Raw genomic sequence first — 13,859 nt, 5'->3', positions numbered from 1 at the left:
TGTTGTTATTCGATACGCGTGACGAGAAAAAACGCTGAGTCAGACCATCGAAGGATCAGGCTCAAGGCCCATCAGTTCGCGGCCGAGGATCTGCGCGCAGACATCGTAGTCGGTGTAGGCGTGAGCACCGGTCAGGTGCGCATCACGGAACAGGCGCTGACTTTCATTGCTCTCGAACCACGCACCGCCGCCAGACGCATCCATCAAGCGATCAACCGCTTGAATGCACATCTTTACAGCGTAGCCCTGATTGGTCCGCCAGAATGCCAGGGTGCCGCGGCTTGGGTACTCGTGGCGCTCGCTGTGCTCGGCAATGTCCTGCCAGCTTTTTTCCAGCAAGGCGCGGGCAGCGGCGACCTGATGGGTGGACTCGGCCAGACGCATAAGCGCCGGGGTGGCGGCACCTACGGCAGCACCGGTGTAGGCCCGCACACGGTTACGGGTTTTCTCACGGAAGACCTCAAGCATGCGCTCGGCAATGCCCAGGCTCACGGTGGAGAAGCCACTGGCGAAATACGGGCGATAAGGTGCGTAGAAAATCTTGCTGTCGGGGTACAGGCCAAAGCCGGCGGACTTGCCTTCCATCATGTCCTTGGCCTTCTGGATACGGTGCTCAGGCACGAAGGCGTTGTCGATGATCAAGGTGCGGCTGCCACTGGCGCGCATGCCGACAGCGTACCAGTCATCGCGGATCTGGTAGTCACTGCGCGGCAACACGGCGAAGCAGTAGTCCTGAATGCCCTCGGCGTTTTTGCGGCGAAAGCCGACAATCGCCCACTCGGCGTGATCGCAACCACTGCTCCAGCCCATTTCACCGCTGAAGGTGACGCCACCTTCAACCTCTTCGGTACGCCCGAACGGGGCGATGCTGCTGCTGGCGGTGGCATCGGGGTTGCTGCCCCAGATCTCCTCCTGCAGTTTGGCCGGGAACATCGCCAACTGATGGCTGTGGGTGCACAGCAGGCTCATGGCCCAGGCGGTGCTGGCGCAGGAGCCGGCCAGAAGTGCAATGCACTCGGCAAACTCGGGCAGGGAAATTTCCAGGCCACCGAACTTCTTCGGCAGAAATGCGCGGTGCAGGCCAGTGCCTTTGAGCAGCGCAATGTTCTCGGCAGGTACGGTACGCGCCTTCTCGGCCTCGTCCGCATTAGCGGCGATGGTTGGCAGAATGGACTTGAGATCTTCCAGCAAGGAGTTTGGCTTTTTCATGGTCTGGCTCATTATTATTGGACCCAAGTGACCTGCCGCAGCCAAAACCCATTTGGCTGCGGCATTGAGCGCTGGACGCAGTAGACCAGGCGCCGCTCACTTACGAATGCCGGGCCAGTATGCGAGGCAGTCTCGCCCAGGAAAATGCACGTTCCAGATGGAAGATTGTACTTTCCATAGCCAACACCCCCTTCAGGCCATATCCGACAGCAGCCGCCTGCCTGCCTGATGGCAGGCACAGACATGTCGCTGACAGGCAGAGTCAAGATCGCCCCGCCAGCGCCGGGTAAGCTCGTGCCATACGTCTATTTCAGCGCGGCAAGCCGCCGCCTGCTTCCCTGCCTGGAGTCTGCCCAGCATGAGCGATATCGCACTGCTTCCCTCGGTCAACGCCTTCCTTGAGCGCGACCATAGCCTGTACATCGACGGCGGTTATGTCGCCAGCAGCTCAACGAACAGGCTCACGGTGCTGAACCCGGCCACTGGCGAGGCGATTGCGCAGGTCAGCGATGCGACCCAGGCCGATGTCGAGCACGCCGTCGATTCGGCCAATCGCGGCTTCAAGGTCTGGTCACGCACCAGCCCGGCGGCACGCGCCAGCGTGTTGTTCAAGCTCGCCGACCTGCTGGAGCGCCACCGTGAGGAGCTGGCGCAGATCGAAACCTGCCAATCGGGCAAGATCATCCACGTTTCGCGCGCCTTCGAGGTCGATCAGGCGGCCCACTTCCTGCGCTACTACGCCGGCTGGGCAACCAAGATCACTGGCGAAACCATCACCCCGTCGCTGCCCTCCTTTGCTGGCGAGCGCTACAGCGCCTTTACCCTGCGCGAACCGATTGGCGTGGTGGTCGGCATTGTGCCGTGGAACTTCTCCACCATGATCGCGATCTGGAAGCTGGCCTCGGCCTTGACCACCGGTTGCAGCATCATCATCAAACCAAGCGAGTTCACCCCGCTGACCATCCTGCGCATCGCCGAGCTGGCCAGTGAAGCGGGCCTGCCTGCCGGAGCACTCAACGTGCTGACCGGCGGCGGCAGTGTCGGCAAGGCGCTGATCGAGCACCCAGGCACCGACAAGGTGTCCTTCACAGGTTCGGTCCCGACCGGCATCGCCGTGGGCCAAGGCGCGATGGGTGCCAAACTGACCCGTGCCACCCTGGAGCTGGGCGGCAAGAACTCGGCGGGCTTTCTGCCTGACGTCGATATGGACAAGGCCGTCAATGGCATGATCGAAGCCGGCTTCCTTCACTCCGGGCAGATCTGCGCCGCCGCAGAACGCTTCTTCGTCCACCGCTCGCAGATCGAGCCGATGATGGACGCGCTGTCCAAACGCCTGGCACAACTGAAGGTTGGCTCGCCACTGGATGAAAGCACCCAGTTTGGCCCGGTTGCGAACAAGCAACACCAGCAGAAACTGGCCCGGTTCTTCGCTACCGCCCGCGCCGAAAACAGCACCATCATTCATGGCGGCCAGATCAGCGAAGGCCCCGGCTGCTACGTGGAGCCGACGATCATCCTGGCCAACTCGGTGAACGACACCCTGCTCAATGAAGAAACCTTCGGCCCGGTCGCGACTTTCTTCCCGTATGACACCGAAGAGGAACTGCTGGCGCTGATGAACAACACCGCCTACGGCCTGAGCGCCAGCCTATGGACCAACGACCTGTCCAAAGCGCTGCGCCTGGTACCGGAAATCGAAGCCGGCACGGTCTGGGTCAACATGCACACCCTGCTCGACCCGGCCGTCCCCTTTGGCGGAACCAAGTCCTCGGGTATCGGCCGTGAATTCGGTGGGGCCTTCATCGATGACTTCACCGAACTGAAGTCGGTGATGATTCGCTACTGAACGCGGTGCAAGGCGAATAATCTGTTGGCACAGGCGCATGACAGGACGGCACACTAAGTTAATATGTGAACATTATCAGCCGCTGACGGGCGCCTTGTCGTGAACCACCCCCAACCTTCCACGTCGTCTCGCTGGCCCTCCTCGATCCGGGCGCTGCGCCACCGTAACTTTCGCCTGTACTTCGTTGGCCATGCGATTTCCACGCTAGGCACCTGGGTGCAGATGGTGGCGTTGTCCTGGCTGGTCTACCGGTTGACTGATTCCGCAGCGCTGCTGGGCATCACCACCTGCGCCAGCCTGTTGCCACAGTTGTTTGTCGGCCCGATTGCCGGGGCCTGGATTGATCGCCACGACAAACGCAGGTTGCTGATACTGACCCAGAGCCTGCTGGGCCTGCAGGCACTGTTACTGGCGCTGCTGACCTACAGCGGCCACATTGGCGCGAACCTGATCGTGCTCATGTCGTTCGTCCTGGGCGTGCTGAATGCCGTGGACACACCGCTGCGCCAATCGCTGCTCAGCCGTTTCGTCGATGATGTCGACGACCTGCCAAATGCCCTGGCCTTGAATGCCTCGCTGTTTACCTGCTCACGCTTCGTCGGACCGCCGCTGGCCGGGCTGCTGCTCGGCATGACCGGCGAGGCGGTGTGCTTCGCCCTGAACGCGCTGTCCTACGGCGCACTGATCACCGGCCTGCTGGCCGTGCGCATGAGCGCCGGTGTGCGCGCCAATGGCAGCATGCGCAGCGTCTTCCGCGAAGGCCTGACCTACGCCTTGCAGACGCCATCGGTACGCGGCCTGATTCTCGGGGTACTGATCGTGAACATCACGGCCTCAAGCTACGCCGTGCTGCTGCCGGTGTTCGCCCGGGACATCTTCGCCGGTGATGCGAGGACGCTGGGCTGGCTTTGGGGGGCGGCCGGGTTCGGCTCGCTGCTTTCGACCCTGCTGCTCGCCGCTCACCGGTCCGCCGAACAACTGCAGCGCTTGATCATCGCCACCGCCGGCGCCAGTGCCGTCGCCTTGCTGGTGTTTGCGGCCAGTACCCAGCTGGCACTGTCGTTGGCGGCAATGGCAGTGCTGGGCTTCGGCGTGACGATCAACAACGTCGGCACCAACATCCTGCTGCAGAGCCAGGCACCTGAAGTGCTGCGTGGCCGGGTGGTATCGCTCTACACCTCGACCCGTTTCGGCTTCGACGCCATCGGTGGCCTGCTCGCCGGCCTGCTCGCGGCACGCTTTGGCGGCCCATGGGCCATGCAGATCGCCGGCGCCTTGCTCCTGCTTTACTGCGCCTGGCAACTGCTGGCGCAACGCCGAAGCGCCCGGCAACAGGCACAGCCCAGCGAAACGCATTGAGCACGCACCCGGCCGTTTCAACCGATCACTGAACAGACAAGGTCGCGACATGAACGAACTGCTACGCCAGCAACCCACCATCACCCTGCGACTGGCCATGCAGGCGCTGCAAGCGGCCCTGGAAAAAGCCGAAGAAGAACAGGTACGCATCAGCCTGGTCGTGGTCGACCCAAGCGGCCTGCCGATTCACAGCGCGCACATGGACAGGGCGCCCCGGCCATCGCAGGACATTGCCCTGAACAAAGCACTGACGGCCGTGGGCTTCGGCATCGCCACGCAGGGCTGGCAAGCCCGCCTGGAGAAGTGCTCCGAGGGCGTCCGCCAAGGCTTGCCGCTGCAACGCAATATGGCCCTGTTTGGTGGTGGCGCACCCTTCCTGCATGAGGGGCAGGTAATCGGCGCCATTGGCGTTTCCGGTGCCTCCGAAGCCGTCGATGGCCATTGTGCCGAGGCCGCCGTCGAACGCGTCAGCACGCTGCTCGGCCACTAGACTCAAGATCAACGGTTACACCTCTAGCTCGCTTGACGGCCAAGGCCCGCACCGTCGCCTCAAAGGGTGCATCCTGTTTTACCTCACAACCTTTGTTCCAGGTGGCAGCCATGATCAACATCGAAACGCCAACCTACTACACAGCGACCAGGAAGTACGACCTGCACTTCCCGGACCTGCAAGCCGACCTGGAAGCGGATGTCGTGGTCATTGGCGGTGGCTTTTCCGGCATCAACACCGCATTGGAGCTAGCCGAAAAAGGCATCACCAATACCGTTGTGCTGGAGGCACGCTACCTGGGCTTTGGCGGCACCGGGCGCAACGGTGGGCAGATCATGGCGGGCATTGGCCACGACCTGGAAAAGATCAGGCAGGATGTCGGCGAAGCGGGCCTGCGCTCGATCTTCGAGATCAGTGACCTCGGTGCCGACATCATCAAGGCGCGTATCGCCAAGTACGCCATCGACGCGGACTTCTGCCACGGCTATGGCTACATGGGCTTCAACCGCCGCCAGGAAAAGACCCTGCGCAGTTGGGAAACAGCGTTCAAGTCCCTAGATTCAAAACACGAGATCCGCTTCCTGGCCGGCGCCGAGGTCAAGCAGATCATCGGCTCGGACGCCTACAGCAGCGCCCTGCTGCACATGGGCGGCGGTCACGTGCACTCCTTGAACTTGTTGCTGGGGGAAGCCCAGGCACTGGCCAGTCATGGCGTAAAGATCTTCGAGTACAGCCCGGCACTGGAGGTGTCCTACGGCGAACGGATCACCGTGCGCACAGCCAAAGGGTCGGTCAAGGCAAGCAAACTGCTCTGGGCCTGCGACAGCTTTCTCAACAAGCTGGAGCCCGAGCTGCACAAGAGCACGATCAACACCTATGCGTTCCAGATGATGACCGAGCCGCTGTCGGACGCACTGATCCAGCGCATCAGCCCCATCCGTGGGGCCTACAGCGACATTCGGCCGATCATCGACTACTACCGCGTCACCCGTGAAAATCGCCTGCTGTTCGGTTCAGCCACACCGTTCATCGAGCACATCCCGCTTGACCTGAAAGCGTGGAACCGCAGGCTGATGCTGAAGATTTTCCCGTACCTGAAGGACGTCAACATCGACCTGGCCTGGGGTGGCCCAATGGCTTGCAGCCCCAACCTGTTCCCGCAGATCGGCACCCTGCCCGGCCGCGCCAATGCCTTCTTCGTGCAGGGCTACTCGGGCTTTGGCGTCACCCCCAGCCACATCATTTGCAAGGTGTTGGCCGAGGGCATGAGCGAAGGCTCGGCGCGCTACGACTTGATCAGTTCGGTCAGACGTATTCAGGTGTATGGCAAGGATCATTTCCGGCCACTGCTGCTCAGTGCCGGCAAAAGCTGGCACCAACTGTCAGGCTTCTGGTCTGGCCGCCGTTAACCCCCTGCTGCGGACGAAGACTGCACCATGCCTGCCTACACCGAAGCACTCGGCCAACACTGCCTGCACGCCTTCAGCCAGCAGGTACCCACGTCGCTAGGGGCGTTCTATCGCATCGACACGCAGCTACAAGCCTGTGATTTCCAGCTATTGGGCATGCAAGCGCCCATGCACCAGACCTACCTGGAGCACTACCGTCACCTCGACCCACTGCAACCCAGCAACTGCATGGCCATCGGCTTGCCGGTGGTGTCGCTGCGCCAAGGCCTGGCTTACCAGAGCGAGGCGAACGGCCGCCGGTACCAGCGCTTTCTCAACCAGCATCAGGTGGTGGACGTGGTCGAGGTAATTGCCCACGTCGATGGCCGCCCGGCCGCCGGCCTGTCGTTGTTGCGCTGCAGCGGTCTGGGCCTGTTCCAGGCGCACGAACTGCAAAGCCTGTTACCGCTGCACGGCCTGATGCAACTAGCGGCGCGTCAGCTGCCAAACACGCCGAGGGATGATCGCCTGCAACGGTTGACCCCACGCGAACGCGAGATAGCCGTGCTGTTACAGGAAGGCGTGAGCAACAAACAACTGGCGCGCCATCTCGACCTTGGCCTGCCAACGGTGAAAACCCACCTGATCAACCTGTTCCGCAAGGTCGGCGTGAAAAACCGCACCGAGTTGGTCGGGGCACTGTTCCTCCCGGAAAACACTGGAACTCAACCCTCTGGTTGATACCGCCGTGCGCCAGCGGGAGGCACCATCCGTGCATCTTCCACCGCACGAGCAACCACCATGAATACCCCCCACTCAGACTGGATCACTGTAGGCGCCCTGGCCGAGGGCTTCGCCCCCGAAGCGTTTATCCTGCCGCAGCTCGCCGAACTGACCGGCAAGCAATTCAACCTGTTCTTCGCCAATGGCTGGGAAATCGTCCACCGCTTCGACGCCGAACAGCTGCACTGGGCCGCCGCCGACGGCCACTCCAGCGGCAGTGCCAGTTACCGCGCGACCTCGATACGCCCGGGGATCTACCTGGTGGATTTCCTCAAGAGCGAGCACGGCCAGGACTGGTCGATCTCGCTGGTACTGGACACCCTGACACACTCCTTTACCGCCGTTATCGGCCGTCTGCCGCGTGAACCAGAAACCCATGAGGGCCTTTACCACCTGGCCCTGGCCGGGAAAAGCCTGACCCGCGTGGACGCACAATTTTTCCACGGCAGCCTGGACACACCATGGCGCGAAGGCAGTTGCCCGCATGCACCGACGCAAGAACTGGTCGGTATCCGTAACTGCTACCGCTACAGCCCGACCGAGGTCTACGAGCACATTTACCTGAACGAACACTACTACGCCTGGCAGTGCCTGAAAGGTGTCGAACAAGGCCTGTGCGACACCGACCGCGCGCACTACTACAAGATCGCCGATCAGCTCTACCTGTTCGTCTGGCGCGAGAAGATCGTGCCAACGCTGGGCCTGGTGATGATCGACCTGAAAAACCACCGCAGCGACGGCAAGATTTTCGGCTATGCCGGCGGCAGTTTCGATGAACTGTCGAACTTCCCGGTGTCCTCCTACTGCAACCTGGTCAACACCACGGTCCACGCGCATGACTAAGACGATCCTGATTACCGGTGGCGGAACCGGGATCGGTGCAGCCTGCGCGCGACGCTTGGCCGACCAGGGCGCCAACCTGGTGCTGGTCGGTCGTCGCCGGGAAGCACTGGAACAGGTCGCTGCCGCAACGGGCGCGCTGGTGCTGGTCGGCGATGCCGCCAGCAGCCAGGCCTGGGCCGGCTTCATCGAGCAGATCCGCAAGCGCTTCGGTGGCCTCGACGCACTGATCGCCTGCGCCGGTGGGCATGGCCTTGGTGCGGCGCTGGGCACCTCCGACGACGGCTGGCATGCAGCGCTGCGCAGTAACCTCGACAGCGCCTTCCACAGCGCCCGCGCCTGCCTTCCGCTGCTGATCGAGCGACGCGGCAGCATCGTCCTGATGGGATCGATTGCCGCTCTCGCTGCGGGCCCGCAAGTGTGCGGCTATACCACCAGCAAGCACGCGCTGATCGGCCTCAACCGGTCGCTGGCGCGCGACTACGGCCCTCTGGGCGTGCGGGTCAATTGCGTCTGCCCAGGCTGGGTGCGCACGCCCATGGCCGATGAGGAAATGCAGCCATTGATGCAGCACTACCACGAAGATCTGGAGGCGGCCTACCGTCGGGTTACCGCCGATGTGCCACTGCGGCGCCCGGCCAGTGCCGACGAAATCGCCACGCTTTGCCAATTTCTGATCAGCGACCAGGCCTCGATCATCACCGGGGCGGTCATTGCTGCGGACGGCGGCTCAAGCATCGTCGATGTGCCGACCCTGGCCTACACCCACCTGGAGGGTGCCTGATGAGTACACACTTCGACTTCAGCGGGCAGACCGTCCTGGTCACCGGCGGCGCACAAGGCATAGGCCGCAGCATCGTCGAGGGCTTCGCCGCCAGTGGTGCCAAGGTGTTGATCGCTGATCTCAACCTGGCTCAGGCGCACGCCTTGGTGGCTTCATTGCAGGCCGAAGGTCGAACGGCCGAAGCCATTGGCATCGACCTGGCGGCCCCCGGGGCAATCTTCAGCCTGCTCGCACGCCTTGAGCGGCTGGATGTGCTGGTGCATAACGCAGGCTACTTTCCCCTGACACCGTTCGCCCAGATCACCCCCGAGGTCCTCCAGCGCACACTGGCGGTGAACCTCTCGGCACTGTTCTGGCTGACCCAGGGCGCCCTGCCACTGTTCCAGCGCCAGGGCGCCGGCACTGTCCTTGTGACCTCATCGGTCACCGGTCCCCGGGTCGCCTTTCCGGGGCTGAGCCACTACGCCGCGTCCAAGGCCGGGGTCAACGGTTTCATCCGCAGCGCGGCATTGGAGCTGGCCGCCTGCAACGTGCGGGTCAACGGAGTCGAACCGGGCATGGTGCGTACACCTGCAATGGCCAACCTGGGCGATGAAGCACTCAATGCGCGCATTGCTCAGGGTGTTCCCCTGGGTCGTCTGGGCGAACCGCAGGACATCGCCAACGCCATGCTGTTCCTGGCCTCGGAGCGGGCTGCCTACATCACCGGGCAAACCCTCATTGTCGACGGCGGTGCAACGCTACCTGAAACCCAGGCCTCAGCCCCGCAACATCCTTGAGCAACACGCGACCGTGGCGGCAGCCGAGCAACTGCCGACACTGGCCGCCGGGATCAAGGGCACTGGCAGCCACGAACAAGACTTGCCCCCCACAACAACGCGCTAATAGCCCGTCGCCAGCCAGCACGCGACGACGATCTTGTCTGAACAAGGTAGTCCTTCAATCAAAAAACGCAGCCGTCCGTGCTACGAAGAAAAAACGAGGGAGAGTTTCATGGGTAAAAAAATTCACCTGTTGCCGTGGGTACAGGCCATCGGCCTGAGCGTCGCCACACTCGCCACCAGCCAGACCGCCATGGCTTACGCACTGTATGCCGACGACGACACACACCTGAACGCCGACTTTCTCGCGGTCTATGGCCTGTTCAACAGCCGCAAGAACTACGATGGCACAACGGGTGGCTCCACCTGGCGGGAAGGTTTCATCAAGTACGGCGTCAGCGGCGATCAAGGGCTGGGCGGCAACGGTACGGCCTATGGCGCACTCAACTGGGTCAGTTCGGGCACCTGGGGTGACGGCGACGCGGCAGGCAATACCGACGGTTCCGAACGCACCACCAAGATTGAAGACGCCTACCTGGGCTGGCGTTCAGCCGATCTGTTCCCGGTGCTGGGCAAGGACGGTGTCGATATCTCCGCAGGCCGCCAGGTGGTCAAGATCGGCAGCGGCTTCTTGCTTAACGACGACGGCCCGAACCTGGGCAACGGCCCGGCCGACGGCGCACTGAACCGTGGCGGCGCTTACTACCTTGCCGCCCGTCATGCCTTTGACCGCACCGCCGTATTGCGCCTGGGAGGCAAGGACGGCCTGCATGGCAGCATGCTCTGGCTCAAATCCGACAACCGCGCACAGGCCGAGACCGAACTGGCCGCCGGCACCCTGGACTACACCGCTGACGTCGGCACCCTGGGCCTGACCTGGATTCATGGCCTGGGTGTCAGCGAGCAATGGGCCAGCGACTTCCAGAAGCAACGTGATGGCATGGATGTCTACAGCCTGCGCGGCGAAGGCAACGCAGGCATCGAAAACGCCAGCTTCGCCTTCGAGTACGCCTGGCAGGACAAGGACGCTGGCGCCGAAAAAGCCTGGTACGCCGAGGCCGGCTACACCTTTGCCGATGTCGCCTGGGCACCGAAGTTGACCTACCGCTACAGCCGTTACTCCGAAGGCTGGGACCCGCTATTCAACGGCCTGAGCACCGGCTACGGCACCTGGTTCCAGGGTGAAGTGGCCGCCAACTACTCCGGCCCGTTCAACAGCAACACCGGCGTGCACCACGTTGGTCTTAAGGCCAACCCGCTGGAAAACGTCACCGTCGGCGCGCTGTACTTCGACTTCAACACCCTGCACAAGAGCAATGCGCTGAACCTGGACGCTCGCGAACTGGACCTGTACGTCGAATGGGCGGTCAACGAGCACCTGGTGATCAGCCCGCTGGTTGGCCTGTACCAACCCAAGAAGGATGAAACCAACGGCGGCAACCAGGTGGGCGGCAACGGCACCAACGTCTACAGCCAACTCACCGTGGCCGTTCCGTTCTAACGACTCCACATGACCACCGCACACATCGAGCGGTGGTCGCATCCAGAGGGCTGGGTACGTTGCAGGTCAGCGTGGCCCCAACAAGCCGGGCTGGATTAAAACCGCCAGAAGCGCCATCCTCCACGCCTTTTTCAAGCGACGCTCTCACGTTACGCGCGTAGACCGAGGAACAGCCCCATGCACACCCATCCCCTAGACGCCACTGACTTCACCTTTATCGAAGACACCTTGCTGAAGTACGGCGATGATCACTCAGTGCTCAACCCCTCCGAACTCGACGGCTACTTCACCGCGCTGGTCTCCAGCCCTGTGCAGGTGGACATCGCCGAGTGGTTCCCGGCCATCTGGGGCGGGCAAAACCCGGACTGGGAAAGCCCTGAGGAGTGCAGGCAGTTCATTGAGTTGAGCGTACGCCACATGAACACGCTGGCCTCGCAATTGGCCCTCGACGCGCAAGCCTTCAAGGCACGCTTTGAACAGACCGAACACCAGGGCCAGGCACTCACGCTGGCTGAAGAATGGTGCTTCGGTTACCTGCGCGGGGTCGCCGTAGGCAACTGGCCTGAGCTGCCAGCACCTCAAGCGGCACTGTTCCAGGCGATCAGCACCTGCGCCGAACAAGACAACTTCGAACTTCCGGCAGACTTGGATGTGCTTCGGCACCGCTTGCAGGTAGAGGCCATCGAGCCGGCTGCCCGCGCACTGCATGACTACTGGGTTGCTCAGCGCCAGGGATGATTGGCCTGGTTAAGGCAGCCCCCCACTCACGAAAAGCGACTGAAAGGACCGCGCAAGACCATAGTGCAGTCACTTCAGCCCTTGGAGTGATTGAACTCACTCGATCAACCACATCACGCGCCCCAAAAAACGCCGTTTCCTTTATAAAGACAAACGGCGCTATTTCTTTACATGGACAGCGTTAGGCACAAGCCGAGTGTTCAAACACTCTGTCGCCAGCCCCACTGTTAAGGCTGAACACCAGCAATTTTTTCCAGGCGAATCGGATAGCCTTGGCCTGGCTGAACAACCGTTTCAGTCTCTACGGTCTGGACCACACGGCCAGTTGCATCCTTGGTAACTGCTACAGATTTGCTATAGGTGCTCTGTACCACGCAGCCGGTCACGGATGCAGCGACAGCGGCTGTGAACACCAATGCTAAAGCAGACTTCATGCGGGATCTCCTTCCCAAAGTGATTGTGGCGACCACTTTATCAGCATCAGAACTCGGCAGGCACTCAAATAGTGGCCAATTGCCAAGAACCAGAAACAACCGCCTCCCGTCCCTCTACGAAAAAGCCCCGCAGACGTTGATCTGCGGGGCTTTTGAAGCCAGGAACTCAAGCAGCAAACTGCAATGCTCAGCCAGACGTTCAGGTCAGCGCATCAGTCCTGAAGACCTTCCATCAATTTCAATGCGATTTTTTCGATCCCGACGTCCCTGCTTTGCTCAACCCCTTCGAATTGTGGTCGCCTGGGGTAGACGTCGAAATTGCAGTGGCTTTAGTGACACCGCGCGTATCTTTGGAATGGGCAATGCCAGACGTCGTGGTGCCATGGCCGCGATCACTATTGCGATCACTGCCGAAGTGGTTGCCGCTTGTGCCATGGTCGCGAACAGCCTTGCCGGCATGATCAGCGTCCAGCCCTTTACCACGACCGTTACTGTCAGCGTTGCCGGCGTGGCCTGAACCACTGTGACCACCACCATTGCCATTGCCGCCGCCATTGCCCCCGCCATGACCACCACCATTACCGCCACCGTGACCACCACCATCCTTCGCATAAGCGGAGCCCATGATGGACAGGCCAGCAGGGAGCAATGGGGCAGCTGCAAGCGCCATGACGCACGACATTACAGCAACGAGACTCTTGTTTTTTAAACGCATGATGGCTTCCGTGAAGGTTGATATTGCACGTCCTATGACGCGCCAACCACTCAACAGTTCACGCCCTCACGACGGACGGCTGTGCTTTGTGACGGTGATCACTCAATCGTCAATCGAAAGCACCGTTGATGACCTCATAAATGAGCCCGGTTGCCAGCGTAACCAGGATCAGGTCAGCACCCACCTGTTGCCACTCGTACCCATCATAGTGAGGCAACCTGCCAATCAGCCGACCATCGAGCTTTTTAGCGATTCCCGGCGGAAGCGGCTTACCGCGGGCCAGGTTCTTTTGTATGCCGGGTGGCAAGGCTGGCCCTGGGCTCCAGTAATCTCGATAGCCACCAACGATGCCCAGGACACTTGCCCGGTTGATGCTGGGGCCATTATGCCAGTCACTGCCTCCTGAGTTTTTTCCGTTGTTGCCATGACCGCCCTGGTTGCCGTAGTCCTGGCTATTGTGCGGGTTTCCCTTGCCCCCACCTTGCCCTTTGCCATTACCAGGATCAGCCACAGCCGTGGCAGAACCGAAAACCAGCGTCAAACAGGTAACCGCTGCAATCAACGCGCGAGATCTGAACATATCCGTACTCTCAGAAAGTGATGATCCTCTGGAATGTAGACGCTCCAGAGGCTTTTGGTTCCATAAACACTCGCTCATCACGTACGGCGGCGCATCGACTGCTACTTCTGAGAGAGCGCAGCAATCGACATACCCGACGCGACAAAGGTCAGCCCCGCCCCCACGTTCAGCCCATTGACGAGTCGCGGTCGCTGACGCAGGCACTGCGATAGCGCTGTGGCAAACACACCCATGAGCGCAAATCCCACCGCGGTGAGCGCAGCGAACCCTATGCCGTACACCAACATCTGTATGGCTGAGCCCCGTTGGGGCTAGAAAAGCCTTGCGGCGCAGGCAAGGAATTGCAGCGTTGCCCTTAGGTGAGCAGCATT

Annotated in this window: 14 protein-coding genes and 1 pseudogene; 10 read left to right on the top strand and 5 right to left on the bottom strand. The window is 61.5% G+C overall.

All coding sequences use genetic code 11. The features are described from left to right. Positions 1–39: 39 nt before the first annotated feature. Positions 40–1,209, bottom strand: coding sequence for a p-hydroxyphenylacetate 3-hydroxylase oxygenase component (locus CS390_RS11365; protein WP_099774469.1), 1,170 nt, complete (start codon positions 1,207–1,209; stop codon positions 40–42). Positions 1,210–1,567: 358 nt separating this feature from the next. On the opposite strand from CS390_RS11365, the gene CS390_RS11360 reads away from it, so the two are divergent. The 10 genes from CS390_RS11360 (at position 1,568) to CS390_RS11315 (ending at position 11,759) form a co-directional block, all read left to right on the top strand. Then, positions 1,568–3,055, top strand: coding sequence for an aldehyde dehydrogenase family protein (locus CS390_RS11360; protein WP_099774467.1), 1,488 nt, complete (start codon positions 1,568–1,570; stop codon positions 3,053–3,055). 99 nt (positions 3,056–3,154) lie between these two features. Then, on the top strand, positions 3,155–4,414 hold the full coding sequence (locus CS390_RS11355) for an MFS transporter (protein WP_218195298.1): 1,260 nt from the start codon (positions 3,155–3,157) through the stop codon (positions 4,412–4,414). A gap of 49 nt (positions 4,415–4,463) precedes the next feature. Continuing rightward, the gene (locus tag CS390_RS11350; protein WP_099774465.1) at positions 4,464–4,904 is read left to right on the top strand and encodes a heme-binding protein; all 441 of its coding nucleotides are present in this window, start codon (positions 4,464–4,466) and stop codon (positions 4,902–4,904) included. Between the two features lie 110 nt (positions 4,905–5,014). Further along, the gene (locus CS390_RS11345) at positions 5,015–6,313 is read left to right on the top strand and encodes an FAD-binding oxidoreductase (protein WP_099774463.1); all 1,299 of its coding nucleotides are present in this window, start codon (positions 5,015–5,017) and stop codon (positions 6,311–6,313) included. Between the two features lie 27 nt (positions 6,314–6,340). Continuing rightward, positions 6,341–7,033 carry a helix-turn-helix transcriptional regulator gene (locus CS390_RS11340; protein WP_099774461.1) on the top strand — a complete coding sequence of 231 codons (693 nt, stop codon included), beginning with the start codon at positions 6,341–6,343 and terminating at the stop codon, positions 7,031–7,033. 60 nt (positions 7,034–7,093) lie between these two features. Further along, complete coding sequence (locus CS390_RS11335) at positions 7,094–7,918, top strand: molybdenum cofactor biosynthesis F family protein (protein ID WP_099774459.1); 825 nt, start codon at positions 7,094–7,096, stop codon at positions 7,916–7,918. After that, the gene (locus CS390_RS11330; protein WP_099774457.1) at positions 7,911–8,699 is read left to right on the top strand and encodes an SDR family NAD(P)-dependent oxidoreductase; all 789 of its coding nucleotides are present in this window, start codon (positions 7,911–7,913) and stop codon (positions 8,697–8,699) included. Before CS390_RS11335 ends, CS390_RS11330 begins: the two co-directional genes overlap by 8 nt. Beyond that, positions 8,699–9,478, top strand: coding sequence for an SDR family oxidoreductase (locus CS390_RS11325; RefSeq protein ID WP_099774455.1), 780 nt, complete (start codon positions 8,699–8,701; stop codon positions 9,476–9,478). Before CS390_RS11330 ends, CS390_RS11325 begins: the two co-directional genes overlap by 1 nt. A gap of 214 nt (positions 9,479–9,692) precedes the next feature. Continuing rightward, a complete protein-coding gene (locus tag CS390_RS11320; RefSeq protein WP_099774453.1) occupies positions 9,693–11,021 on the top strand; it encodes a hypothetical protein in 1,329 nt (442 codons plus the stop codon). A 177-nt stretch (positions 11,022–11,198) separates the two neighbouring features. Further along, complete coding sequence (locus CS390_RS11315) at positions 11,199–11,759, top strand: UPF0149 family protein (RefSeq protein ID WP_099774451.1); 561 nt, start codon at positions 11,199–11,201, stop codon at positions 11,757–11,759. Positions 11,760–11,986: 227 nt separating this feature from the next. On the opposite strand, the gene CS390_RS11310 is transcribed toward CS390_RS11315, so the two are convergent. From CS390_RS11310 to CS390_RS25300, 4 genes and pseudogenes are all read right to left on the bottom strand, one after another. After that, positions 11,987–12,193, bottom strand: a complete 207-nt coding sequence (locus CS390_RS11310; RefSeq protein WP_065757807.1) for a hypothetical protein — start codon at positions 12,191–12,193, stop codon at positions 11,987–11,989. 238 nt (positions 12,194–12,431) lie between these two features. Continuing rightward, on the bottom strand, positions 12,432–12,908 hold the full coding sequence (locus CS390_RS11305; RefSeq protein ID WP_099774449.1) for a hypothetical protein: 477 nt from the start codon (positions 12,906–12,908) through the stop codon (positions 12,432–12,434). A gap of 109 nt (positions 12,909–13,017) precedes the next feature. Beyond that, positions 13,018–13,488: an anti-virulence regulator CigR family protein gene (locus tag CS390_RS11300; RefSeq protein ID WP_065757805.1), complete on the bottom strand. Its 471-nt coding sequence runs from the start codon at positions 13,486–13,488 to the stop codon at positions 13,018–13,020. A 101-nt stretch (positions 13,489–13,589) separates the two neighbouring features. Next, positions 13,590–13,799, bottom strand: a pseudogene (locus CS390_RS25300) (LysE family translocator); the annotation flags it as partial. Between the last annotated feature and the right edge of the window lie 60 nt (positions 13,800–13,859).

The sequence above is a fragment of the Pseudomonas sp. HLS-6 genome, from assembly GCF_002753995.1.
Taxonomy (GTDB): domain Bacteria; phylum Pseudomonadota; class Gammaproteobacteria; order Pseudomonadales; family Pseudomonadaceae; genus Aquipseudomonas; species Aquipseudomonas defluvii.
The sequence above is the reverse complement of the archived record's forward strand: the minus strand, read 5'-3'. Positions and strand labels throughout refer to the sequence as shown.